Origin of the sequence: Kutzneria sp. NPDC052558, from assembly GCF_044547355.1 — a bacterium.
Classification (GTDB): domain Bacteria; phylum Actinomycetota; class Actinomycetes; order Mycobacteriales; family Pseudonocardiaceae; genus Kutzneria.
This window is the reverse complement of the sequence record NZ_JBIUAG010000006.1, coordinates 1-22,605: the sequence shown is the minus strand read 5'-3', so window position 1 is coordinate 22,605 and position 22,605 is coordinate 1. Positions and strand designations below refer to the sequence as shown.

The following is a 22,605-nucleotide window of genomic DNA, read 5'->3' as shown; positions in this document are numbered from 1 at the left end:
CGAGGTGCTCCAGTGGGGATTCAGGGATGGTGTGCCAGCGCGGCGAAGGCGAGCGACTGGGCGGGGTGGCCGACATCGACCTGGTGGTCGGGTTGCCATTCCGCTGTATAGACCACGCCGGGCCAGACCATGTGCTTGAGGGGGGCGAGCATCGCGGTGATCTCTGCCCGAGATCGCAGGTACACCACCTCAGCATCACCGTGCGCCACGACGACCGGGAAATCGAGATCAACCAGTGCGCCCGCTGGCTCAGGGGTTTCTTCCCCAGTCTTGCGAAGACCCCCGCCACCCGGGCCAGCCTCGCCGACTTCGGCCCGCAGAGCTGCGAACAACTCGCCAAGGCCGTCATCCACGCGGCCTGCGATCGGTACGGGGCCGACCGCGCGATCACCTGCATCGTCCTGGAAGACGGCTTGCAGGGTGCCACCGTGATCTGGACGCCCGATCCGACTGCCAGCCAGGACCAGGCGACCACCGCTATCGAGTCGGAACTACTACGCGCGTGAGATGGCTGGTCATGGTGATATCCGCGGCCGTCAGCATCGCGTCGATCTCGTCGGTCGAGTAGGCGGCGACCCCGGCGTCGACCAGCATGCGCATCACCGTCGGATGCGGACGCACCTCGGCCGGATCGGCCTGGAACACCGCGCTCACGTGGTGCCCTTCGAATCCGTCCGGGACCGCGGCCTCTTCAGCCAGGAACACCGAGGTCACCCAGTGGTAGCCCCCGCTCGGGCTGCGGATCTCGTAGATCCCCACCAGCTCAAGCCGTTCGACCACGCACCCGGACTCTTCCTGTGCCTCCCGGGCCGCAGCCTCGGCCAGGCCTTCACCGAACTCGGTCTTGCCGCCCGGCAGCAACACCTCGCCCGCGTACGGGCCGCGCTGCTGACGGATGAACGTCACCGTCGCCCCCGGCCCCGGCACGATCGCCAACGCACACACCACCGGACAAGACACCACACGCTCCGTTCCCGATCAGGTCGCCACGCAGGGGACTCCCGCACCGTACCGGCACCTCCACGTCTCCGGCGTACGCCTGCTGAGAAAGGCGATTTCGTGTCGCTCCTACTGCTCGCCCCCATCGACCTCTTCTATCGGGCACCGACGCGTGACGACCCCTTCGTACTGGTCCAGCCACACGCTGACCGTCAAGCACTGGACGGCCCCGACGCGGTCAACCCGAACACGGTGATCATCCGTTGGGCGACGCTCGGACTCTGCACGCTCATCGCCCGCACGCTCACACCGACACCTGCAATGACCACGGTCCTGGACGGCGGTGCCCTGTTCACGGGGCTCCGCCCCGACCCTGTGATAAATGCCTTCGTCCGCAACGCTGTCGACTGCCCGACCGCTGGCCTCACACCGCTCCTGTTCGCCCACCGTGCGGGTGACCAATGGGTGGTGTACGCCAGATCGCGTCATCACACCGAGGACGTGTTGTTCCTGCACCTGACCACGCTGCCGCTTCCACCGACAAGAACGACCTGACCTGGCTCCCTGCTGCCCTCGCCGAACTACGTCCCCACGCGGAGTTCCTCACCAGCCACGAGACGGGCTACCGCAAACATCAGCCCGGCGTGGAACTCGAACACAAGATCACCCTGAGATCCACGACGCCCCTGGACACCGTGTGGGATCTGGCGACGACCGTCGACCACCACCTCACGGCCGGACAGATCCCTGGGTTCACGCACCGATTCCGCGACCCGTTCCAGACCTGGGACTTCCTCAACCACTTGTTCCAGGTCACCAAGCCTGAATCCGAGCGGGGCTACATCTCCTTCATCCCCACCACCACCACCACCGGCAACGACCGGTACATGGTCAAACGCAAGCACTTCAGCCGCGACGCGCCTGCACGCCGGGAACAGATCATCCCCGACGTCCACATCCGCGGCCGGCTGGAGACCTACATCGCGAGAACCCTCGGCGATGTCGTCGCCCGGTGCCTGCCGACCTTCCGGCGGGTCCGTTACGACAACAACGTCGAATCCCTGCGTACTGGCAACACCTTCGGTGTGATGTTCGACCGCTGCCACCTCATCGACCGCCCGTCCATCGCTCTCGTCCAGTGCGAAGTCGAGTACGTCGGCACACGCTCCCTCGCGCCGCCCCAGCCGCAAGCCATCCACGCTGAGCTCGGCACCCTGACCGCCTGGATCGCCGACCTCACCGCTCCACACCACGACAGCGCCGCCCCGGCCCACTACTCCAAACTCGCCTGGCTGACACGGCAGACCTAGCTGTCCGTGCCCACGAGAAACACGCCTCACCGCCCAGTAACCGCGTTACTCGGCAGGCGCCATCGCGGATCCCGCACTGCCGCCACGCGTGGCACTGCGTATCCATCATGTTAGTGGGCATCGTCGGTATAGCTTTGAGTTGGACCGTGTAGGCATCACTGAGAGGCCATCAATCAAGCAGTGTCGCCGCGCTGGAGCGGACCGCCTCATCTTCCGTGAACGCCCGCCACCCGCCATGGCACCCGCATCTCTTCGGACTGTCCACAATGGTTCGCGCGATGCCTCGAGCGCGTGCGTCGGGTGCCCCGATGTCAGCGAGGCGCCGCAGCGCAACCATGCTCGCCGGCGAGCACTTCCCTTGGGCGAACGGTTCCATGAGATCGGTCAGGAGCGCTACGGGCCGTTCGCCGGTGATCCGCCAGAGCGCGTGGGCGGCCTCAATCCTGATTAGGGCGTCGGTGGACTCGGTCAATCCCAGGACGGCATCGACGCTTCCGGCGGCTGCGGGCCCGAGATCGGCCAACAATGCGATCGTCCGACTGCTGGGCGTGCCGTCGACCACGTGACGGGTCAGCTCGGCGATGCCGAGATCGGCATCTGCGCCTGTGCGCCACAGCGCCCAGGCTGCGGCTGGCTCGGATGTGTTTGCCCGCAACGCATCCGCGGCGGTCGCCGCGTCCGGTCCGAGGGCGCCGACCGCTTTTGCCGCCAGGGGGCGGAGCTTCGTGTCGGCCAGCAGATCGACGATGGCCGGCAGGGCCGCTATGGCGATCGGCCCCCACACGGCGACCACCTCGCACAGTTGAGAGGCGAAGGGACGGTCCTGTCGGGCGAGGAGTGGTCCGAGGAGGACATCGGCGTGCCGACGCAGCGGAATCAGCACGTCGCTGATCGCTGGCTGGGCCAGCCGGTGCATGTCCCGCGAGAAGTACAGGTGGGTGACGTCGAAGCCGAGCCGGTCGCCACTGAGCCGCTCCCGCAGTCCCGGCAGACAACCGGGGTGGTCCTGGCGGGCCAGCGCCCACACTGCGGCATCGCCGACGGTGATGCCCTTCCAGGAGTCATACGGGGCTGGATCGGTGGCGAGGGCCAGCAGTCGGTCGGTGTAAGGCGCGGCCGTCGGACCCAGGCAGGCCAACAGGGCCGCCGCGCGATAGCGGATCGCTGGATCCTCGTCGTCGAGCTGATCGGCCACCAGCGGCACCACCGCGTCGGCCTCGCGCCACTGGCTCAACAGCCGCACGGCGTTGGTCAGGGTTGCCGTCCGAGCGGCGACATCGGGCGCGGTCTCCGGAGGACCGGCCACTTCCTGGGCCCGCGCGAAGTCCTCCGCGCGCCGGGCGTCTCGGCGGTCGAAGGCGGATTTCAGAACATGCGCGGCGGCGGGGTCGTTGGCCAACAGGCGGTGCGTCTCTTTGATCATCACGACCGGCTCGCCGTCGATCCACTCGGACAGCGCCCACAGCGCCACGCCCGCATCCATCAAGGCCTTCACGAGGGACTCGATATGCGTGGACGCGATGCTCGGGTCGGTAGCGGCCAGCGCGTGCACGGCGGCCAGCCGGTATTGGAGATCTTCGTCAGCCAGCAGTGCGACGAGGTCGGCGTGCGCGCCCTCATCCCCGGACCACGTGTAGGCCGCGCCGAGGGCGAGCACGACGTCGGCTTTGGTCACGCGATCGTTCTCCACCGCCAACCGATGCCGCAGCGCGGCGATCGCCTCCGGGTGGTGAATGCCGTCGGCCACCAGCAGCGTGGCCTTCCGCCGCATGACCGGATCCCAGTCGTCCAACAGCCGTAGCAACGTCGGTCGCGCTGCGTCCAGCGCCGGCCACCAGCCCTCGTCCACCATCGCCGCGGGCGACTCCATGGCGGCCCGAGCCTGCAGTTCCAGCAGTTCCACGACACGGCGCCGGTGGCGGGTCGTGGAGCTGGTCGCGAGATCGGCCAGCCACTGCAACGCCGCCGGCGCCGCCGAGGTCACCTCCCAGCCCTCGTAGTGCAGCCGGTCGTGGACCTTTCCGATCGCGGACGCCGCGATGTCGGGGTTCGGGCTCGCGCATGCCCGGAGCAGATCCGGGAGATCCGACGCGTTGCTGTTGAGGTGTCTCAGCTTCGGCCAGTCGACACTGTCGAGGATGTCCCCCATACCGTTACTCTACGGCCCGTGAGGCAGGCGAATGCGGCAAGATCGACCTGCCGTCGGGGTCAGCCCGCCGCCGCGCCGCTCTCGTGTCGATCCGGCGAATCTCGGTGGTGGGGCCGGGCACACTGAACGTCATGCACAAGCATCGGGATTCGGACATCGGTATCGGGGACGCTCTGGTCGCCCGGCTGGTCGACCTCGAACCGATCAAGCCAGCAGGCTGGTCGCAGGCGCGCGTCGAGGCGCACAGGGCGCTCTCCCAGCACGCGCACGCGGTTATGTCCGACCCGACCGGTCCGGCCTGGCTGGCCACCCTGGCGACCCACCCGAACGACATGGTCCGCGCCATCGCGGTCAGAGCCCTCGGATCCGGCCACGATCCCGCCTACCAGCCGATCCTCGTGCGGGCCCTGTCCGATCCGGCCGCCATGGTCGTCCAGGCGGCGCTGGAGGGTCTCACCCCGCAGACCGCGGACGAGGTGTTCGACCTGCTGGTCACGCTGCTGAACGAGGCGAACCGCGATCGGCGCTGGGTCGGTCGCCACGCCGCCCTGCGCATCGCCGAGACCAGCGACCCGAGGCGGCTGGACGTGCTGGCCGACGCATTGGGGCAGACCCGTCACCTCGCCGCACCCGAAATCACCCGCGCGCTGAGCCGGGCCGACGACCGCCGGGTCGCGCCGGTGCTGATCGGCCACCTCCGCCACCGCCGCCCGGGCCGCTTCGCGGCGGCGGAAGTGCTCGGCAACCTACGCGTCGCCGAGGCGACCGGCCCGCTCATCGACATCCTGCGCGAATCCGATACCACCATGGCGTTGCCCGTGATGGACGCGCTGGGCAAGCTGGAAGCCCTGGAGGCCGCGCCGGCGATCGCGCCGCTGCTCGACCACAGCTCGTCCTACGTTCGCGAGTCCGCACTGCTGGCCCTGAACCGGATCGGCGGGCCGTTGGCGACTCCCACCGCCCTCAAGGCCACCGACGACGTCCATCCCGCCGTCCGCGCACGGGCCTTCCGCGTGTTGGCCAAGCACGGCGACCACCGCGCTCTCGGCCGGTTGGCCGCCGCCTGCGACGGCCAGCACGTCTACACCGCCCTCACCGGCCTGGCTCGCCTGGCCGACGACTCGGTCGCGCCCACCGTGGCGCAGGTCCTGCGGACCACCGGCGAGCGACGTGTCCGCAAGCTCGCCGGACAGATCCTCGCCCGCACCGGCCCGCTTCATCACCTGCACGGCCACGACCCCGACCCCCTCGTCCGCCGCGTCATCGTCTGGGTCATCGGCCAGCGAGCCGACCCGGACTACCTATGGGCGCTGACCAAGGCGCTCAAGGACGAGGACGAGCTGGTCCGATCCCGCGCCGCCGCGGCACTCGGGCGAATCACCCACAAGGAGACGCTCCCGCTGCTGACCGAGGCTCTTCGCGACCGCAGGCCACGCGTCCGGGCCAACGCCGCGACCGCCCTGGGCCGAACCGCTCCTGACGGCTTGCGTTCTCTGCTCTCCGAGGCCCTGGCCGACCCGCACCCGGCCGTCCGGTCGGCGGCCGCTGCGGCACTGCGCGCGACCGGCTGACCGTCCTCTATGGACAAGGAGCTCAGCCGCCTGCGCTGACCACCGCTGGCTGTGCATGTCGAACGGGACGCCGACCTGATCGACCGGATCAACGAGGACGATGCTGCAGGTGTGTCCGATCAGGTGAAGACGTTGATCACCGCCCCCGGCACTGCGTCGGTTCTTTCACGAGGCGGGGATGACGCCGACACAGTTCTGTTCCTCCTGCGATGGCCAGTTCGGCTAGGGACAGACCGGCCGACGACGATCCCGTCGAACGGAACACGCTCATCACGGGCTTTCCTCAGGACATACGGGCCGTACAAGGTCAGTTCTTCTTGGCGCGCCTGATCGTGAGGACCGCGCCGATGGTGGACGCCGCCCCCGCGCCGAAGATCCCCGCACCCTGCGTGGCCGCGCCCTGGTCCGCGAAGTGCATCGCAGTCACGCCCATCACCACCACCGAGCCCGCGCCGGCCAGCAGCCCGAGTGTCCGCAGCACGACCTCGGCCCAGTCCATCCGGCGGTCATGGCGTTCCGCCCGCTCCACGCCAGCCATAATCCGGTCAAAGGCACCCGGGCTGACCTGCTCCCACTTGCGCGCCTGGTCCGCGGCTGGCAGATCCGCCCGCCGCGACACCTGCGCCGGAGCCCCGTCGGTCTTGGTCTCCGCTCATTGCACTGCCCCGCCTTCAGGCGCCTCGTCGGGCGAACCAAGACTGTTGTAACGATCACGGAGTCTGGCCAGGATCCGTTCCCCTGGCGGCGTCCGGCGTTGCCTCTACCGGGACGTCGGCGCCATTGGGCCGTTGATGGCGTTGCAGGACGCCATGCGGCACGCGGGCCTGCGTCGATCCCACTGGCTCACGGGTGCACCGCGCCCGGCCACCGGCTGGGCGGCGTTGACGCAGTCGGAGCTGAAGGTCGCCCGGCTTGTCGGCTCCGGGTACACGAACAAGGCCGCGGGCGAGGAGCTGGGAGTGTCGGTGAACACCGTCGGGACTCACCTGCGGGGCGTGTTCACCAAGCTCGGCGTCCGCTCCCGGGTCCAGCTCACCAATGTCATGCACGAGCAGGATCCGGAGCGTTCCTCAGGCAGGCCGTCCTGACGATCCGGGGGCGATCATCGTCTGCCCATGTGAGCGGGCCCCTTCTCGCCTGGTCAGGTGGTGTCCTCGAACCAGTCGTGCTTCGCTGTCCTCATCGGAACTCGTCTTGCCGCTGTGCTCGGAGGAGTCGGATGTCTTGGCGCACAGTCTGGAACTGCCGCCCAATGGCCCGTGCGGCCGCGGAGAGCGATGATCTGCGGCAACGGCTCGTCCTGACGAGCAACATCGGCGGTGACCGGGTGCGGGTGCGACTCTCCAACACCGACGTCGGCGCCTCAATGATCGACGGGTTGCGCGTGGCGGTGGAGGAAGGCGCTGCGCCCGAGCCTGTGCTCGTGCACGGGAAGGCTACGATCGTCCTGGCGCCGGGTGAGGAGGTGTACTCCGATCCGGTGCCGCTGCACGTCCGGCCGGGCGACTCGCTCGAGATCTCGTCATGGTCGGTGGGGCGGCAGTCCGCGGCGGCGTTGTCAATGGTCCTCGCGGGCAGCCAGGCCTGGCTCGAGGTCAGCGGTGCACTGCGTACGACCGGGCCGATGGCCGAGCCGCTGCGGAAGCTGCTCGGGCAGCCCGGGTTTGGGATGGTCAGCGGCATCACCTCGGTCGAGGTGGACGCCCGCGAACCGGTCGCGGGTATCGCGCTGTTCGGCGACTCCATGACGCAGATGGGCTTCTGGCCGGCTGCGCTGGAGGCACGACTACGCTCTGAGCTGCCCGGCCGCACGTCCGTGCGGAACCTGGGCATCGCCGGGAACCGGGTACTGCACGACGCCCCCGCCTCGATGCCGAGCTTCGGCGCCGCCGGCATCCGGCGGTTCGAGCGGGAGGTGTTCGGGTCCGAGCCCGTCGACGTCGTCGTCGTGTTCATGGGGGTCAACGATCTGATCCACCCGGTGACGGTGCCCGACGTCGCGGACCAGGTCGTCGAGCCCGGCGCGCTGATGGCGGCGCTGGAAACGTTCTCGGCTATGGCCCACGAGCACGGCGCACCCGCCGTTGCCTGCACGATCCCGCCGTTCTACGGCTACGAAGGCTGGACGCCGGAGGTCGAGACGGTCAGAGCGGAGGTGAACAAGCGGCTGCGTACCGCGGCCTCGTTCGACGCCGTGGTGGATCTCGAACCGATGCTTGCTTCCGAGTCCGTCCCGCCGGGTCTTCGGGGAGGCCTCGATCTCGGCGACCATCTGCACCCGGGGCCGGCCGGCGGCGCCGTCATCGCCGCGGCGGTCATGCCCGAACTCCGGAAGTTGCTGACGGAACGGGTCTTAACGGCGTGATTCGCGGTGGTGTGGTCCCTCGTGACCGACGCAGCCGGCCGCCGGCGAACCCCTCAGGCTCGGAGCTGCTCGATGGCGGAGGCCCAGTTCTCCACGTGGTAGCAGGTGGCCAGCTTGCCGTCCCGCACAGTGAAGATGTCGATGGCCATGGTGTCGAAGCTCTTGCCGGTGGGCTCGACGCCGAAGAACGGGGCGACGGGGGTGCCGGTGGCCTTGCCGCGCACGATGACGCGGTCGCCGGTGACGATGAGGTCCTGGACGCTCCAGGCCAGGTCCGGAACAGCGCCGCCCATGGCGCTGAACAGGTCAGCGAGTTCCTCCCGGCCCATCCAGTTCTCGTTGGTGCCATAGGACTTGTAGTCGGGCACGGCGGCCTGGGCGAGCAGCGCGTGGGTGTCCTTCTCGGCTGGGCGGTTGAGAGCGTCGTAGAACGGCGCGACGATCCGGCGTGCTTCCTCGACGGTCAGCGTAGTGGTCATGTCCCCTGACTCCTCGGACCCGCTTGGGTACCTGGTACGAAATGCAGCAATTCTCATGTCTGTCCGGCTTGGCTGCGGGGCAGGCATTCCTGAAGTGGATCCAGCTCACAGCCGCGCCCTTGAGCCGGTCCTGCCCGTCAGCCGTTGTAGCCGGTGATCTCCCAGAGTTGGCCCCCGTTGAGCGCCACAGACGTCTTGTCCACGCCCAGCCCGAAGTCGAACAGGTCGTCGGTGGCGCCGAGACGAATGTCAGGGGACACCCGCCCGGTGGCGGTGTCGATGGCGTGCAGCGTGCCGCCGGCGGCGAAGTACACCACGCCGTTCGTGGCCACCTGGACGGCCTGAGGCTCGTACTGGTCGGACGCGAGGACGTGGACCGCGCCGGTCATCGGGTCGACGCGGGACACGGTGCCGATGAACGACGACTCGTAGATTTCGCCGTCCTCGGCGACCGCGAGGTCCGAGGTCCAACCGTCGCCGTCGACCACCTTGTGCGGCGTGTCGGTGATGTCCCACGGGCCGGATTCGCTGCCGGCGTACAGGTGTCCGTTCCCGTAGGCCAGCCCCAGCAGACCTTCGCCCAGACCGAATGCGAACTTCCGGTGCGCCCCCGTGACGCCGTCGACCTCGATGACCGAGCCGCCGAAGTCGGCGACGTAGACGTTGCCGGCGCCGTCCGTGGTCACGCCGCGGAGGTTGCCGAGGCCGGAGGCCACCGTAGTGCGTCGGCCGGTGGCCAGCTCTATCCGGTCCAGCTGCCCCGCCGAGTGACTGACGAACACCGCGCCGCGGCCGTCGAGCGCGATGGAGTAGGCGTCCTGGAAGCCCGAGACCAGGACTCTGCACGACGCGGACGGGCATGTGGGCGGTGACACGATCGCGGCGTTCGCCGTTGCGGGCAAGGCGAGAACGCCGACGACAGCCGCGGCGATTATGCCGGCACGTCGAACTGGGGAGATGGTCACATCGGTTCCTTTCGTGTGCGACGCGCCCAGTCTGCGACCGCCGGTCGGTGCCGATCACTCACCTGTTCATGTGAGCCGCGACTTCACATGAACAGGTGATGGACCGGCAGGGCCACGGCCTACAGGCTCACGTGCCATGACAGCACCGGTCAGCGAGCCGACCGACCTCGCCCTTCGGGCGGCCCTCGACGCCCACGGCGGCCTGGCGCGGTGGCGCCAGATCGCGTTCATCACGGCCAACGTCGCCTTCGACGGCGTGGTGTGGGACGCCAAGACGCGCGACCACCCGCTGACTTCAGCTCGGGTCACCGTCGAGACGGGACAACAGCGGACCTACCTGACGCCGTTTCACGGTGATGAACGTCGAAGCTCCTACAGCCCCGACCTCGCCGCGGTCGTCGGCAATGACGGGCGGGTCGAGGCCGCGCGGTCCCACCCCCGCGCAGTGTTCGCGTCGGACACTGAGGAGTCGGCCTGGGACGAGCTCCAGGTCGCGTACTTCACGGGTTTCGCCTTCTGGAACTATCTGAACCTGCCGTTCCTGGCCGCCTGGCCGGGTTTCACCGTCGACGAGGTGTCCACGGTCGGCGCGTGGCAGCGGATCGGGTACTCCTTCCCACCGGAGATCGCCACCCACAACCGGGCGCAGGCGATGTACTTCGACGACCGGCACATCCTGCGGCGTCTGGACTACAACTCGGAGATCTTCGGCGGCCAGCCGACCTCGCACTTGCTGTCGGACTACGTGACGGTGGCGGGAATCCCGTTCGCGAGGAGGCGGGTGATCGTGCCGCGGGACGCCGACGAGCCGGTGCTGATCGGGATGACCTTCGCCGGCATCGAGGTCGTGGACGGCTGACCGGATCACGCGTTCATGTGATGGCTGCTGGTATTCGCCCGATGACACAGTGCTGGCATGAACCACGCCTTCAACAAGACGATGATCGACGCCATGGAGGGGCTGGCCGGCCGGCATCCCGGCTACCGCCGGGCGCACGCGCGGGGCTTCATCCTCGACGCGGTCTTCAAACCCAACGGGGCGGCCGCCCCACTCACGACAGCGCCCCACCTCCAACGGGAAAGTGTGCCCGCGGTCGTCAGGTTCTCGCACACCAGCGGCGATCCGTCGGCTCCGGACGCCGCCCCGACGGTTCGAGGCCTGGCGGTGAAGTTCTTGATCCCCGGGTCCGGCGAGGCGGACATCGTCGCGGTCAATGTGCCCGCGTTCGTGGCGTCTACGCCGCCGAACTTCCTCGAACTGGTGGAGCGGCTGACCGACGCCGGTCCCGAGCGGCAGGCCGCCGTCGCGGCGTTCGTCTCAGCGCACCCCGAATCCATGCGGGCATTCACGTTCGCGAGCGCGATCGCCATCCCTGTCAGCTACGCCACGAGCCAGTTCTGGGCCACGCATTCCTTCGGCTGGGTCGGGCCCGGCGGCGAGCGCCGGTTCGTTCGCTACACCTGGGAGCCCGCGCTGGGCGTGCAGACGGTCGAGCCCGCCGTGGCCATCTCCTGGACGCCCACCCATCACACCGAGGAACTGCTCGAGCGGCTCAAGTCCGGGCCGGTGCGGTTCACGCTGCGAGTCCAGTTCGCCGGCCCGGGCGACCCGATCGACGACTCCACCCAGCTGTGGCCCGAAGATAGGCCGCAACTCGACGTGGGCACACTGGAGATCACCCATCCATCCGCGGACGCGGCCGCCTGGGACGCGACAACTTTCGACCCGACGCGCGTTGGTCCCGGGATCGAGGTTTCGGCCGATCCGGTGCTGCTGGCCAGGAGCGCGCTCTACGACGAGTCGCAGGCCCGGCGGCGGCGCGAACGCCAGTGACGCCAGGTGGTGGTCCACGGCCTTTGTGGACCACCACTTGCCGCTCGTCGCCGACGACGCTCCAAGCGATGACCGTGAGGTTCTCCGCGAGGACAATGCCGTGGCCGCCGATTCGTGATCTGGCGCGCGGGGCGGTGCTGGAGAACAAGACCTGGTGACGACCACGCGTACCGCAATCGCATGTTTGGCTGACGCCGGTGTCCGCAGCGGTATTCTCTTGGCGAACAGTCCTTGCGAGTCAAGAGATGCCATGTTGTCCACCGGAATGTGAGGTCGTCCTGGCACGGGATGCGCCCCGTGAGTTCGGCATCCCGAGCGGCGGCCTGAGCTCGACCATGCTGCAGATGGATGGCGGGCAGGCAAGTTGTACGCACGCGGTTCCATTCTTGGGTGGTCGCTGGGAGCAGCATGTCCCGCTCGCGCATCACGTTGGTGAGCTGGACGCAGGAGCAGACGCCCAGTTTGGCGAAAACCGAGGACAGGTACGTCCCGACCGTGTTCACCGACACGCCGAGTTCCTCGGCCGCGGCCTTGTTGGTGTGTCCGGAGCCGATCAGCCGGGCGACCTTGAGCTCCGACGGGGTCAGAGCGTCCCAGCCAGTGGCCGAGCGGGGCTCGACCGTGAGCCACGTGGCGCGGCGTACACCGGCTTGCCGCATGGCGTTTTGGGACGTCCACCAACGGCCCTGTCGCGCCGACGCGCCGGAAGATCTCCCAGGCTCGGTCGAGTTGTTCGACGCCTTCGCGGGTGCGTTTCTGACGCAGCAGCTCAAGGCCGAGATCTTGGTAGGCGCTCGCCCGCATCAGGGGTCGTGGGCTGCGAGCCAAGAGCACGGCGCCGCGCGCCAGCAGTCCCACGTCCTTGCCCGCCAGTCCGCGCAGGTGCAGCGCCGTTCCGGTGAAGGTGGCCACCTCGGGATTCCGGTCGGCCCCCAGCTCGGCCAGTGCGAGCACCACATCGGTGAACTTGCGGTCTCCCGCCCTGAGACCGATGTGGGCGAGCAGACGCAGCCAGCCCGGCTGCCACGGCCATGGGTCGCGTTCCTCCCGGCCGGAGAACAGCAGCGGAGACAGCAGCGCAGCTGCCTCGCCAGCGTTGCCTTCGACCGCGGTGACCCAACCACGGACGAGTAGGAACGACGGGATGCGGAACTCGTCCGCTCCGGCACGGCCGAAGCCCGCCATCAGCCGCCGCCGGGCCTCGGCCACATCGCCCCGTTGCAGCGACACCAGGCTCAGCAGTGAGGCGGCCTCGATGCCGTAGGAAGAACTGCCCCGTTCCAGTGCGAGGTCCAGCAGTGTTCGGGCGCCTGTCTCGACGTCGTCGAGCCGGGCCAGGTTGTAGTCGCCCCAGATCTGTGTGTAGATCAGCGACAAGAAGACCGGGCCCTGGTCGGGGCCCAGCTCCCGGCGGGCCTTGCGCAGCATCAGTTCAGCGTCGTGGAACCGGTCGAGATACTGCAGTTCCTGGAACTCCTGGCCGGCATGGAGCGGGCCGGACACCGCGCGCACGACCTTCGGCACGCCCACCTCCGTTGTCGTCACCGTGCATTGGTGGTGCCGATCAGCGGCACGGTATGACGCGCGGATGTGGTTCGAGACGGATCTTGGCCGCGCGGGCATCAGGATCGGCCCGTTCTTGCTGTGCCGCGTTCATTGGGTGGAACGCCCAGGCCGCTGACCAGCAGGTAGGTCAGCTCCTGCCTCCGCGCCGTTCGGCGACGAGGACCGCGACGCGCTCACCGCCGAGTGGTGTGGCCCGTAGCATCGCCTCGTTCGACCGGACCGCCGCGTCCGTGGCCAAGCGGCGCCGACGGCATCCCGGAACCGTGCGCGCGGGTTGGTGCCGCTGCTCAGGCCGCACTGGACAGCGATCTGCTCCACTCACAGTCACCTCACCTGTTTGTGCTGTGTCGCGGTGTCGCGGGCCGATGGTTTGCTTCGACCGTGAGCGTTGTCTTGGGTATCAGCCTCGAATGTGCCAACGCGGCGTTGGTCACACGGTTCTGGGCACGGGCCCTCTGCACTGAGCTCGGGACCGGTGATCCGATGGTGCTGCATTCGGGATCGCTACGCCTGACCTTCCTGGAAACCAAGGAGGGCAAGTACGTCCGCAACCGCGTTCGGCTGCACCTGGTCACCCACGACTTCGAGTTCGAGACCGCGCGGCTGCTGTCGCTCGGCGCAGTCCGACTGACCGACGTCGCGCGCGGCGGCCGCCGCTGGACCACCTTCGCCGATGTCGAGGGCAACGAGTTCGACCTCATCGACGGGGAGTCCCGGTGACCGGCACCCATGTGATCGTCCTGCCCGGCGGCGGTTACGCCACCCACGCTCCGCACGAGGCCGAGCCGATCGTCGACTGGCTGGCCAAGATCGGCGTGCGGGCCAGCGTGTTCCGGTATCCGCTCAACGTCCGGCATCCCCTGCCGCTGCTGGCCTTACGCGCGGAGATCCGCCGGCTGCGGGCAGACGGCGCGGTCCGAGTCGGGGTGGTGGGGTTCTCCGCGGGCGGCCACCTGGCCGGGCTGGCCGCGCTCGCGCCCGGCGCCGAGCCCGTGGAGACGGTTCAGTTCGCCGTGCTCGGCTACGCCATCACGTCGATGGAGACCGAGACCTACCGCCCGTCCCGGCTGATCCTGCTCGGCGAGGACGCGAGCCCGCAGCTGCGCCGGTCGACGTCGCTGGACGCCCTGGTCACGCCGGACTCACCGCCGTTTTTCATCTGGCACACCGCCGAAGACCCGTACGTGCCGCCGGAGCACACCTATCGGCTGGCAGCTTCCCTTGCTGCCCAGCAGGTTCCCCACGAGGTGCACGTCTTCGCGCACGGCCCGCACAGCCTCGGCCTCGCCGACGGGGCCGGCACTGCCGAGACCTGGACGACGTTCGCGGCGGTCTGGATCCATGAACAAGAGGTCGCCCGTGTCTGAGGTGTTTGTCGGCTTCAGCGGGTCTGCCCGGACGACAGCACCGGCACTGCCGGCAGGCTCACCCGCGCAGGTCGGCTCACCGCGAACAGCACGACCTCGGCGATGTCGGCCGGCGTGAGCCACTCGATTCGGTCCCGGGTGTCAGACAGCCGCCGCCGTACGTCGGCGTCGGCGATCTGGTTCTGCAACTCGGTGTCGACGATGCCCGGCTCCACCGTCATCGCCCGGATGCCCTTCGGCGCCAACTCCTGCCGCAGGTTCGTGCCCAGGTGGGCCACGTAGGCCTTGGTCGCCCCGTACACCGGGAATCCCGGAAAGACGTCGAGGGCGGCGATGGAAGCTGTGGTCACCAGATCGGCGCAGCCCTGCTCTCCGGCGGCCGAAGCCAGGTCCTCGCTGCGGTTGTCGCCACCGGCGGTGGAGAAGGCCTCGGTGTCCAGCTCGTGCACGAACGCGGCGGTGTTGTCCAGGAACAACGGGATCTCCGGAACCTTCTCCCACCGCATGACGGTGCGGGCGAGGTTCTCCGCCAGCTTGTGCCGGTCGGCGATCAGACCTGTCGGCGCGTAGACGTCGATCATAGGCATAGCGTGGAACCTTTCGACGGCGTTGCTCGATTGGCACCCAGTCTGCGGCGGTCGGAGCCGCCGTTTCACTCACACGTTCATGTGATGGCGACCCGGTCTCACGTGTTCAGGTGATGGAGCCAATCAGGTTCGAGGTGGTGAGCTGCGCACGTGACCGCATACTTCGACGCCGAGACCGCGACCTCGCTCGGGTCCAACGGCATCAGCTACGCCTACCGACGGGTCGGTCCCGCCGGCGGCCGCCCGCTCGTGCTGCTCCAGCACTTCCGCGGCAACCTCGACAACTGGGATCCCCGCCTCATCGACGCACTCGCCACGGCGCACGACGTCATCACCTTCGACAACACCGGCGTGGGCGCCTCGACCGGCCGCACGCCCAGCACCATCGCGACGATGGCCGACGACGCGATCACCTTCCTCGAGTCGCTCGACCTGGCCGACGTCGACCTGCTGGGCTTCTCCATCGGCAGCTTCGTCGCGCAGGACATCGCGCTGACCAGGCCGTCGCTGGTGAACCGCCTCGTGCTCGCCTCCACCGCCCCACAGGGCGCGCCCGGCATGCACGGCTGGGCGCCCGACATCATCAAGGCGATCGGCGAGCCGCAAACCGACGCCGAAGGATTCCTGCACGGCTTCTTCACCGACTCCGAGGCCAGCCGCGCCGCCGGCATGGAGTTTCTGGGCCGCATCTTCGCCCGCACCGACGGCCGCGACGCCGAGACCACCTGGCAGACCCGCAACGCCCAGTACGACGCCGTGCTCAAGTGGGGCACGCCCAACTTTTCGCTGCTTCAGCGGCTGGCCGCCATCACCTCGCCGGTCCTGGTCGCCAACGGCGACGACGACCGGATGATCCTGCCCTGGTACTCCCACCTGGTGGCCAGCCTCGTGCCCAACGGCACCGTGAGGCTGTACCCCGACTCGGCGCACGGGTTCCTGTTCCAGCACGCCGAACGCTTCGCCCAGGACGTCATCGACTTCCTGGCCACGTGACGGCTACGGATCGGCGGCCCGACCTCGCCTTACTCGTCGGGCCGCCTGTCACAAGCCATGATCGAGTTGGACCGTCGGTCAGGCCTGCGACGGTCCGCCCGCGAGAACGGCGAAGGCGGCACCGGCCGGGTCGACGGCCTCCGCGAAGCGGCCCACGCCCGGGATGTCGGTCGGCGGCAACGTCAACGAGCCACTGAACTCCTGGATCTTCGCGGCCGTGGCGTCGGTGTCGTTGTCGGCTGAGCCGAAGTAGACGAGCCAGTGCGACGGCAGGTCAGCCGGCCATCGGTCGTCGAGCTCGGGCGCCATCCCGGCCACGGCGCGCTCGTTCACGTGGAAGGTCGTGTGTATGCCTGCCTCGCCCATGTCGTGGACTTCCGGTCGCCAGCCGAAGACCGCTTGGTAGAAGTGCACGGCCGCGTCGGCGTCGTGGGTCCGCAGCTCGATCCAGCTCAGCGCGCCGGGCTCGACGCTGACCTGCGCGCCGGGGAACGTGTTCTTCTGCCAGACGCCAAACACCACGCCCGTCGGGTCCATGAACACGGCCATACGGCCCTGGTCCGTGACGTCGAACGGGGCCACGAGGACTTTGCCGCCACGCCCTTCCACCTGCGTAGCGCTGGCGTCGGCATCGTCTGTGGCGATGTATGCCGACCAGGCTGGTGACTGGTCGGTGCCCTGCAACGGGCCGAGTCCCGCGGCCGCCGCGTCGCCCTTGTGGAACAGCGCATACCCGCCGGCCACGGGCGAAGGGGAAACCTGCGGATCCCAGCCGAACACACCTGTGTAGAACCGCATGGATGCGTCGATATCGGGCGAACTGAGGTCCGCCCAGCACGGCACGCCCGCCAGGTACCGCGTGACCTTCATGGTCTGCTCCCTTCCGTCGCGGGAATCCTGCGGTACGACGGTCCACAGCGACATCACACGATTGCGTTAGGTCGGCGGCCTTTGCCCGCTCAGGTCGGCCGGACCCTGACCAGGCGTCAGGACTGTTGCTGTCTGTATGGCGGCGAGCACTGACTGCGGTTGCGTCTCATGAAGATTGCTCGCGACGCGCGGACCCGACGTCCTCGCCGACATTGCCCAGCTGGGTTCACGCATTCACGTGATGTCGTGCACTGGCAGCCCGGCGCATGATCTCGCCTGCCATCGCGGTATCGCCCACGTAGGGCAGCGGGCCCGGTGCCAACGCCCCAGCAGCTGAAGTCCCGAGAGGATCATGATCATGAGCCCGTCCGGCGCACTCACGTACGACGTTTTCATCAACGACCCACCGCCGCAGGACAACGGCGTGCTGCCGAACGGCGAGCCGAGACTCTTCCCGCCGCTCGCCAGCACCCTGATCGCCGGCACCGACGACGCGGTGCTCGTCGACCCCGGCTTCACCACCGAGCAGGCCCGCGCGTTGGGCGACTGGATCGCCAGCAAGGGCCGGAACCTGACCGACATCTTCATCACCCACGGCCACGGCGACCACTGGTTCAACACGGCCCTGCTGGCCGAGCGGTTCGGCGCACGCGTCGTCGCCACCGCTGGCACGATCGGCCAGATGCACGCCAACGTCGGCGCGCGGCCTTTTGTCTGGGACAAGGTCTACCCAGGCATTCCCGAGTCCCCGGTGACCGCCGTGACCGTGCCCGACAACCGGTTCACGCTCGAAGGTCACGAGCTGGCCATCGTCGAAGTCGGCTACACCGACACGGACGCCAGCAGTGTCCTGCACGTCCCCGACATCGGACTGGTCGTGGCCGGCGACGTCATCTACAACAGCGCTCACCTGTACCTGAGCGAGACCTCGCTGGCCGGCCTCGACGCCTGGCGCGCCGCCATCGACCGTGTCGAATCCCTCGGCGCCCGCTCCATCGTCGCCGGCCACCAGGACTCCAAGCTCGACGACGACGCCACCCGGCTGATCGCCGAGACACGGGACTACCTCGACGCCGCCGAGGAAGTACTCCGCACCGAGAGCACCGCCGTCGACTACTTCAACGCGATGGTCAAGCGATACCCGGAGAAGCTGGGCCGCACGGTGCTGTGGTCGACGGCCCAAGCCGTGTACGGCATCCGCGCGCACCCCGGCGAGGACCCGACCAAGTTCATCGCCGGCGGCTGGCTCTGAACCCAAGCCGGGCCCCGTGCGGAGGTGGCGGCGACAACCGTTCCGGCCACCCCCGCGCAATTCCCGTTTACCGTGATGGCAACGAGTTCGACCTGACCAGCGACACGCCTGCCGGACGCCGCTGGCTTCACGCAGGCTAATACTCCGGCCGGAGTTCGTGATCTTGGCTGGTCAGGGGCACCGTGAACATGGGTGCGGCCACCACGCGATCATGAACGGTTTGTGAGGACTGCCCATGACGACGTGGTGGCCGCGAGCCATAGCGTAGACCCTGCCCGATGGCGGGCGATCTTTGACAGCCTGATGGCGCGGGTGGCCGGTCGGTTCACGCGGGTGGAACCACGCCGGCGGGCGCGGGCGTTCGTGCTGGGTCTGCTCGCGGACCTGCCCCGCAAGATCTGCTGGACGATCGCCGAACACGCTGGCGACCCTGGGCCGCATGGGATGCAGCACCTGCTGCGTGATGCCTTGCCCGTCCGGCGTTGTCGCCGGACGGGCAAGGTCAGGGCAGCGTGCCGATACACGAGTCCCACTCCGGCGCGGTCCCGGCGCATGAGCTGGCCCGTTTGAGCTCCAGACGCGTCTGCTCCGCGTCGGTCGCCGTCGCGGCGAGGAGTGCGAGACCTTCACCAACGAACGCGGGTCGTGTTGTCCGATCGTGATGCTGTCCTCGGCCGTGATGTCCACAGTGCCGTCACGGCTGCCGTCGGTTCGACAAAACAGGCTGAAGGGCGCGCAATCGACGAACGGGTGAAGCTGGACGACGACGCCCTCGCGCCGGCTCAGGCGGTAGAGCACCTCGACATCGCACAGCACCGGTCTCATCAGCACACGTCGGTCGGCGATGACGTGCAGCCGGGTGGACGTCTCGTGGTAGGCCTGCTCCACCAGGAACCGCGGTGGCGCGGCGAGCATGACGATCATGGCTGCTGATACGGGGCCCGTTGGCCGCCCGGGGCGGTGTTTGGCCCAGTGGGGCGTAGCGCCTGCTTCGTCACCGATGCGGATTCGCGACTCACGTTGGAGCCGCACGAAGTACTCGACCTGATCCGGCTCGGCGCCGTACAGCTCCAGCAGGGCGCGGAGATCGTGCTCCTCGATCCGGCCACTTACTCGTTCGAGACCAATGAGATAGCTGTCTGGTCTCCCGAGATGCCTGCAGGCATCTTTCACGGAGACGTTCGCCTCGGTGCGAACCCGTTTGAGCGCGGGACCCAGATAGTCCTGCGCCACCGTCTTCTTTCTCACAACCTGATCTCGGCCGTTTGGCCGGTTGTGCTTGACGTGTCAAACGAGTGAATGTCGGCTTCAAGACCACACCCGCATCAGCTGTCGGGTGGCGGAGGTCCCGCTGGCGAACGATTGGCTCAGGCCGCATGGGCCTCGGCAAGGCATTGCTGCAGGCGGGCTGGGTGTGGCAGCAGCGCCACGCGTCTGCCCTTGCTGCGTGAGGTGGTCGTCGCGATGATGGCCGCCAGCACCGTGCCGGGCTTCACCGACGTGCATGAACCTCCGAACGGTTGAGACCATCGTGCTGTGGCGCTTGCGAGTCGCAAGGCTTGCCGGCTCGGCGTCATCCGGGCGCTGCTGCGGTCGCGGGGGTCCGTGGTCATCTTTGCCACATAGCCGTCCGCCTCGCCGCCGCCCGTGACCGTCTGGTTGGACGGCTGGTTCTGCTGTTCGACGTCGACGAGCACACCGGCAACTTCGGGGGCGCGAAGACCTTCTTCGCCGGCCCCGAGGCCCCCACCGACGTGGCCGGGGTGATGATCGGCTATCCGGGTATGGACAAGCTCGTCGTCGGCGACCGCGGTGTCCACCGCGCCCAGCTTCACGTGCACGGCGTCGCTTCGCATTCCGGAAGCGGGACGACCGCGGAACTGCCCGACGGCAAGCGCCCAGACTTCCCCACTGTCCGGCAAGCTCACCGTCACCGCCCTGCACGGCGGGCAGGGCTACTCGGTCACCCCCGACCTGTGCACAGTCAACGTCGACATCCGCGCCACACCTCGATTCGGAGACCACGCCGCTGCCCACCTGGCAGCCCAGGTCGTGGCCGAAATCTACCCGGCCTGGCCGGACACCCGCCCCACCCGCATCCAGGTGGACACCCGGTGGTCGGCCTACGCCCTTCCCGACAACGCTCCATTGCGCGCGACGTTGCTGGAAGCGGCCGCATCGCACCGACGAACGTATCCGCCTCGACTCCATCCCCGTCGTTCAGGCCACGTATCACTCTGCAATGACAAGCCTTATGAGCGCGTGACGAGGGCGTCGGCCTTTTGGTAGGGGTTGGCTTGCTCCTTCTGTGTTCGACGATCTCCTTTGATGTCGAATTTTCTCATGTTCTCTCCGTGTCTTATGTTTTCTGTTTACGGTGCTGTTTGGCGTGTAATATTGCGTCGTGGATGCCCTGTTGAGAAGTGGTTTGGCGGTCGCGAAAAGAGGGCTCTGTGTTTGTCGCACGGGTGATCGCGACTGTTTTTCGACCGTCGATCATAGCGGCCTCGTCGGTCCTGAGGCTGGATCCCGTCCGCTTGAGCGCGGTCCGTGCGCAGGGTTAGCCGAGAGCCTGTCGTTCGGACGTGCCTCGTGACGTCGCCGCGCACCCGGCATCAGGTCGATGACGCCGGCGCCGCGATGTGGGAGTGGGCCAGCCAGCAGGCGCTCGCCGCCCCGCCATGGACCGACGAACGGTGGAACCTAGTCAATGCGATCCTGGACGTTCGTCTCCGTGTCGACACGCCGCAAGACCAGCTGGGGGGTCATGATCGGCATGCCGATCCACTGCCGGATCATGTGCGACACTCTGCCGCGTGACCCGTAAGTTGTGCCTCGCGCAGGAGCCTGACGCCGACGCTCTGCTCTCCAGTGACTATCTGGCGGTCCTGTCCGGTATGTTGCTTGATCAACAGATAAATATGGAAAAGGCGTTCAAAGGGCCGAAAGTGATCCTGGATCGGATGGGTGCGTTCGATGTGCACCTGATCGCCGATGCCGACCCGGACGAGTTCGCCGCATTGGTGTCCACGCCGCCGGCGATTCACCGCTTCCCCGGGGCCATGGCCAAGCGTCTGCAGACCTTGGCACAGTTCCTGGTGGAGCACTACGACGGCAAGGTCGAGAGGATCTGGACGCAGGGCAAGCCGGACGGCGCCGAGGTGTTGAAGCGGCTGGTCGCGCTACCTGGCTTCGGTGACCAGAAGGCTCGAATTTTCCTGGCCCTGTTGGGCAAGCAGTTGGGGGTTCGCCCGTCCGGCTGGCGCGAAGCTGCCGGTGCCTATGGCGAGGATGGTTCACGGCGCAGCGTCGCCGACGTAGTGGATGCCCAGTCGCTGGGGGAGGTTCGGGCGTTCAAGAAGGCCGCGAAGGCTGCGGCCAAGGGATGACGCTAATTGCGGTCCAGCCTGCTTCGGCGGCGATACGGCTCTGACCGCACGGGCGACCGGAATGAGGACGCGGCCCGGGACCGCCTGGCATCCGCATGGAGGCTGAACGGTCCCGTCTGGCCGGGCCGGGATCAGGCGTGCGCGGCCTGAAACTCGACGATCAGGTCCGCCGGAATGCGCCCGCGGTCGGAGATCGGCTTGCCGTTCGACCGCGCCCACTCTCGGATCGCCTGCTTCTGAGCCTTGTCGCCGCCGGCCTTCACCGCGGTCTGGGTGACCCCGGCGCCGCGCTGCTTGCGACCGCCGACCCGGCGGCCATGGCGGCTCTTCGAACTTGATCGGGGTCTGATACCCGGAGCGGCTGCCTCGTAGGCGGCCCCTACCATCTGTCCGGTCCCCCGCGTGAGAGCCCGTGGCTCGCTCGATGATCATTCCTGTTGTCGAGGCAAGATGATCACAACAGAAGAGCCACGGGCATGCACAACGATACGACCCGGCTGCTGGGCCTGGCCGTCGTTCGGGTCGACGACGCACCACAGGATGGGCCGGTGGTGCACCTTTCCACCTCAGACGAGCAGGCCCGCACCTGCCCGGGATGCGCGGCACGGGCCACCCGGATGAAGGAATGGGTCACGACCAGCCCCCGGGATCTGCCTGTCGCCGGCCGGCGGGTCGACCTGCGGTGGCGCATGCGCCGGTGGCACTGTGACCAGCCCGAGTGCGGAAGGAAGACCTTCACCGAAGCCGTGAACGAGGTTCCCGCGCGGGCACGGCTGACTGATCGTCTGCGGCGGGCGGCCGGCGCGGCGGTCGCCGATGGCGGGCGCACTATCGTGCAGTCCGCTCGTGATCACGGCCTGTCCTGGCCGGTCGTGTCGGCCGCGTTCACCGCGCGCGCCGCGGCGGTGCTGCCCGAGCAGCCCGACCCGGTGGCGGTGTTGGGGATCGACGAGATCCGTCGAGGCCGTC

At 68.3% G+C, this 22,605-nt stretch carries 24 protein-coding genes and 3 pseudogenes; 16 read left to right on the top strand and 11 right to left on the bottom strand.

Going from position 1 to position 22,605, the window contains the following annotated elements; translation table 11 throughout:
- The first annotated feature begins 26 nt into the window (after positions 1-26).
- Complete coding sequence (locus ACIG5F_RS12905; RefSeq protein WP_396517811.1) at positions 27-506, top strand: hypothetical protein; 480 nt, start codon at positions 27-29, stop codon at positions 504-506.
- Here the strand turns inward: ACIG5F_RS12905 and ACIG5F_RS12900 are convergent.
- Positions 478-936 carry an NUDIX domain-containing protein gene (locus ACIG5F_RS12900; RefSeq protein WP_396517810.1) on the bottom strand — a complete coding sequence of 153 codons (459 nt, stop codon included), beginning with the start codon at positions 934-936 and terminating at the stop codon, positions 478-480. The genes ACIG5F_RS12905 and ACIG5F_RS12900 overlap by 29 nt on opposite strands.
- A 123-nt stretch (positions 937-1,059) precedes the next feature.
- On the opposite strand from ACIG5F_RS12900, the gene ACIG5F_RS12895 reads away from it, so the two are divergent.
- Entirely contained in the window at positions 1,060-1,494 is a 435-nt protein-coding gene (locus ACIG5F_RS12895) for a hypothetical protein (RefSeq protein WP_396517809.1), read from the top strand.
- Positions 1,495-1,583: 89 nt separating this feature from the next.
- Positions 1,584-2,249 carry a hypothetical protein gene (locus ACIG5F_RS12890; RefSeq protein WP_396517808.1) on the top strand — a complete coding sequence of 222 codons (666 nt, stop codon included), beginning with the start codon at positions 1,584-1,586 and terminating at the stop codon, positions 2,247-2,249.
- A gap of 169 nt (positions 2,250-2,418) precedes the next feature.
- Here the strand turns inward: ACIG5F_RS12890 and ACIG5F_RS12885 are convergent, their stop codons facing one another.
- On the bottom strand, positions 2,419-4,398 hold the full coding sequence (locus ACIG5F_RS12885) for a HEAT repeat domain-containing protein (RefSeq protein ID WP_396517807.1): 1,980 nt from the start codon (positions 4,396-4,398) through the stop codon (positions 2,419-2,421).
- A gap of 131 nt (positions 4,399-4,529) precedes the next feature.
- On the opposite strand from ACIG5F_RS12885, the gene ACIG5F_RS12880 reads away from it, so the two are divergent.
- A complete protein-coding gene (locus ACIG5F_RS12880) occupies positions 4,530-5,969 on the top strand; it encodes a HEAT repeat domain-containing protein (RefSeq protein ID WP_396517806.1) in 1,440 nt (479 codons plus the stop codon).
- Positions 5,970-6,276: 307 nt separating this feature from the next.
- Here the strand turns inward: ACIG5F_RS12880 and ACIG5F_RS12875 are convergent, their stop codons facing one another.
- The gene (locus tag ACIG5F_RS12875; RefSeq protein WP_396517805.1) at positions 6,277-6,498 is read right to left on the bottom strand and encodes a hypothetical protein; all 222 of its coding nucleotides are present in this window, start codon (positions 6,496-6,498) and stop codon (positions 6,277-6,279) included.
- A 262-nt stretch (positions 6,499-6,760) separates the two neighbouring features.
- On the opposite strand from ACIG5F_RS12875, the gene ACIG5F_RS12870 reads away from it, so the two are divergent.
- Positions 6,761-7,057, top strand: coding sequence for a response regulator transcription factor (locus ACIG5F_RS12870; RefSeq protein WP_396517804.1), 297 nt, complete (start codon positions 6,761-6,763; stop codon positions 7,055-7,057).
- Positions 7,058-7,221: 164 nt separating this feature from the next.
- The gene (locus ACIG5F_RS12865; protein WP_396517803.1) at positions 7,222-8,334 is read left to right on the top strand and encodes a GDSL-type esterase/lipase family protein; all 1,113 of its coding nucleotides are present in this window, start codon (positions 7,222-7,224) and stop codon (positions 8,332-8,334) included.
- A 53-nt stretch (positions 8,335-8,387) separates the two neighbouring features.
- Here ACIG5F_RS12865 and ACIG5F_RS12860 read toward each other — a convergent pair whose 3' ends face one another.
- Both ACIG5F_RS12860 and ACIG5F_RS12855 read right to left on the bottom strand, forming a co-directional pair.
- Positions 8,388-8,813 carry an ester cyclase gene (locus ACIG5F_RS12860; protein WP_396517802.1) on the bottom strand — a complete coding sequence of 142 codons (426 nt, stop codon included), beginning with the start codon at positions 8,811-8,813 and terminating at the stop codon, positions 8,388-8,390.
- A 137-nt stretch (positions 8,814-8,950) separates the two neighbouring features.
- Positions 8,951-9,688 (bottom strand): hypothetical protein, encoded by a 738-nt coding sequence (locus ACIG5F_RS12855; protein WP_396517801.1) that lies wholly within the window; start codon positions 9,686-9,688, stop codon positions 8,951-8,953.
- 226 nt (positions 9,689-9,914) lie between these two features.
- On the opposite strand from ACIG5F_RS12855, the gene ACIG5F_RS12850 reads away from it, so the two are divergent.
- Together ACIG5F_RS12850 and ACIG5F_RS12845 are read left to right on the top strand one after the other, a co-directional pair.
- Positions 9,915-10,637 (top strand): hypothetical protein, encoded by a 723-nt coding sequence (locus tag ACIG5F_RS12850; RefSeq protein WP_396517800.1) that lies wholly within the window; start codon positions 9,915-9,917, stop codon positions 10,635-10,637.
- A 57-nt stretch (positions 10,638-10,694) separates the two neighbouring features.
- Positions 10,695-11,612, top strand: coding sequence for a catalase family peroxidase (locus tag ACIG5F_RS12845; protein ID WP_396517799.1), 918 nt, complete (start codon positions 10,695-10,697; stop codon positions 11,610-11,612).
- Between the two features lie 485 nt (positions 11,613-12,097).
- On the opposite strand, the pseudogene ACIG5F_RS12840 reads toward ACIG5F_RS12845, so the two are convergent.
- Positions 12,098-12,271 (bottom strand): annotated as a pseudogene (locus ACIG5F_RS12840) (LuxR C-terminal-related transcriptional regulator); the annotation flags it as partial.
- A 70-nt stretch (positions 12,272-12,341) separates the two neighbouring features.
- On the opposite strand from ACIG5F_RS12840, the gene ACIG5F_RS12835 reads away from it, so the two are divergent.
- The 3 genes from ACIG5F_RS12835 (at position 12,342) to ACIG5F_RS12825 (ending at position 14,545) form a co-directional block, all read left to right on the top strand.
- The gene (locus ACIG5F_RS12835) at positions 12,342-12,746 is read left to right on the top strand and encodes a hypothetical protein (RefSeq protein ID WP_396517798.1); all 405 of its coding nucleotides are present in this window, start codon (positions 12,342-12,344) and stop codon (positions 12,744-12,746) included.
- A 615-nt stretch (positions 12,747-13,361) separates the two neighbouring features.
- A complete protein-coding gene (locus ACIG5F_RS12830) occupies positions 13,362-13,898 on the top strand; it encodes a VOC family protein (RefSeq protein WP_396517797.1) in 537 nt (178 codons plus the stop codon).
- A complete protein-coding gene (locus ACIG5F_RS12825; protein WP_396517796.1) occupies positions 13,895-14,545 on the top strand; it encodes an alpha/beta hydrolase in 651 nt (216 codons plus the stop codon). The genes ACIG5F_RS12830 and ACIG5F_RS12825 overlap by 4 nt, the downstream gene beginning before the upstream one ends.
- A 14-nt stretch (positions 14,546-14,559) precedes the next feature.
- Here ACIG5F_RS12825 and ACIG5F_RS12820 read toward each other — a convergent pair whose 3' ends face one another.
- On the bottom strand, positions 14,560-15,126 hold the full coding sequence (locus tag ACIG5F_RS12820; protein WP_396517795.1) for an SDR family oxidoreductase: 567 nt from the start codon (positions 15,124-15,126) through the stop codon (positions 14,560-14,562).
- 156 nt (positions 15,127-15,282) lie between these two features.
- Between ACIG5F_RS12820 and ACIG5F_RS12815 the strand changes: the two genes are divergently transcribed.
- Entirely contained in the window at positions 15,283-16,125 is an 843-nt protein-coding gene (locus ACIG5F_RS12815; RefSeq protein ID WP_396517794.1) for an alpha/beta fold hydrolase, read from the top strand.
- A 78-nt stretch (positions 16,126-16,203) separates the two neighbouring features.
- On the opposite strand, the gene ACIG5F_RS12810 is transcribed toward ACIG5F_RS12815, so the two are convergent.
- Complete coding sequence (locus ACIG5F_RS12810; RefSeq protein ID WP_396517793.1) at positions 16,204-16,995, bottom strand: VOC family protein; 792 nt, start codon at positions 16,993-16,995, stop codon at positions 16,204-16,206.
- Between the two features lie 358 nt (positions 16,996-17,353).
- Here ACIG5F_RS12810 and ACIG5F_RS12805 point away from each other — a divergent pair, with 358 nt between their 5' ends.
- Positions 17,354-18,247: an MBL fold metallo-hydrolase gene (locus ACIG5F_RS12805; protein ID WP_396517792.1), complete on the top strand. Its 894-nt coding sequence runs from the start codon at positions 17,354-17,356 to the stop codon at positions 18,245-18,247.
- Between the two features lie 303 nt (positions 18,248-18,550).
- A pseudogene (locus ACIG5F_RS12800) lies at positions 18,551-18,715 on the top strand (IS701 family transposase); the annotation flags it as partial.
- Between the two features lie 582 nt (positions 18,716-19,297).
- Here the strand turns inward: ACIG5F_RS12800 and ACIG5F_RS12795 are convergent.
- Positions 19,298-19,480 (bottom strand): annotated as a pseudogene (locus ACIG5F_RS12795) (helix-turn-helix domain-containing protein); the annotation flags it as partial.
- 134 nt (positions 19,481-19,614) lie between these two features.
- A complete protein-coding gene (locus tag ACIG5F_RS12790) occupies positions 19,615-20,088 on the bottom strand; it encodes a hypothetical protein (protein WP_396517790.1) in 474 nt (157 codons plus the stop codon).
- 975 nt (positions 20,089-21,063) lie between these two features.
- Between ACIG5F_RS12790 and ACIG5F_RS12785 the strand changes: the two genes are divergently transcribed.
- Positions 21,064-21,636, top strand: coding sequence for an HhH-GPD-type base excision DNA repair protein (locus ACIG5F_RS12785; protein ID WP_396517789.1), 573 nt, complete (start codon positions 21,064-21,066; stop codon positions 21,634-21,636).
- Between the two features lie 131 nt (positions 21,637-21,767).
- Here ACIG5F_RS12785 and ACIG5F_RS12780 read toward each other — a convergent pair whose 3' ends face one another.
- On the bottom strand, positions 21,768-22,022 hold the full coding sequence (locus tag ACIG5F_RS12780; RefSeq protein WP_396517788.1) for a histone-like nucleoid-structuring protein Lsr2: 255 nt from the start codon (positions 22,020-22,022) through the stop codon (positions 21,768-21,770).
- A 90-nt stretch (positions 22,023-22,112) separates the two neighbouring features.
- Between ACIG5F_RS12780 and ACIG5F_RS12775 the strand changes: the two genes are divergently transcribed.
- On the top strand, positions 22,113-22,605 hold a 493-nt coding region (locus tag ACIG5F_RS12775; RefSeq protein WP_396517787.1), incomplete at its 3' end, for a transposase family protein.

Excerpts from the sequence above, each read along its gene's own strand:
- ACIG5F_RS12780 (WP_396517788.1), bottom strand. The coding sequence starts at position 22,022 with ATGGTAGGGGCCGCCTACGAGGCAGCCGCTCCGGGTATCAGACCCCGA.
- ACIG5F_RS12820 (WP_396517795.1), bottom strand. The coding sequence starts at position 15,126 with ATGATCGACGTCTACGCGCCGACAGGTCTGATCGCCGACCGGCACAAG.
- ACIG5F_RS12905 (WP_396517811.1), top strand. The coding sequence starts at position 27 with ATGGTGTGCCAGCGCGGCGAAGGCGAGCGACTGGGCGGGGTGGCCGAC.
- ACIG5F_RS12865 (WP_396517803.1), top strand. The coding sequence starts at position 7,222 with ATGGCCCGTGCGGCCGCGGAGAGCGATGATCTGCGGCAACGGCTCGTC.
- ACIG5F_RS12810 (WP_396517793.1), bottom strand. The coding sequence starts at position 16,995 with ATGAAGGTCACGCGGTACCTGGCGGGCGTGCCGTGCTGGGCGGACCTC.
- ACIG5F_RS12880 (WP_396517806.1), top strand. The coding sequence starts at position 4,530 with ATGCACAAGCATCGGGATTCGGACATCGGTATCGGGGACGCTCTGGTC.
- ACIG5F_RS12870 (WP_396517804.1), top strand. The coding sequence starts at position 6,761 with ATGGCGTTGCAGGACGCCATGCGGCACGCGGGCCTGCGTCGATCCCAC.
- ACIG5F_RS12805 (WP_396517792.1), top strand. The coding sequence starts at position 17,354 with ATGAGCCCGTCCGGCGCACTCACGTACGACGTTTTCATCAACGACCCA.
- ACIG5F_RS12885 (WP_396517807.1), bottom strand. The coding sequence starts at position 4,398 with ATGGGGGACATCCTCGACAGTGTCGACTGGCCGAAGCTGAGACACCTC.
- ACIG5F_RS12860 (WP_396517802.1), bottom strand. The coding sequence starts at position 8,813 with ATGACCACTACGCTGACCGTCGAGGAAGCACGCCGGATCGTCGCGCCG.
- ACIG5F_RS12845 (WP_396517799.1), top strand. The coding sequence starts at position 10,695 with ATGAACCACGCCTTCAACAAGACGATGATCGACGCCATGGAGGGGCTG.
- ACIG5F_RS12850 (WP_396517800.1), top strand. The coding sequence starts at position 9,915 with ATGACAGCACCGGTCAGCGAGCCGACCGACCTCGCCCTTCGGGCGGCC.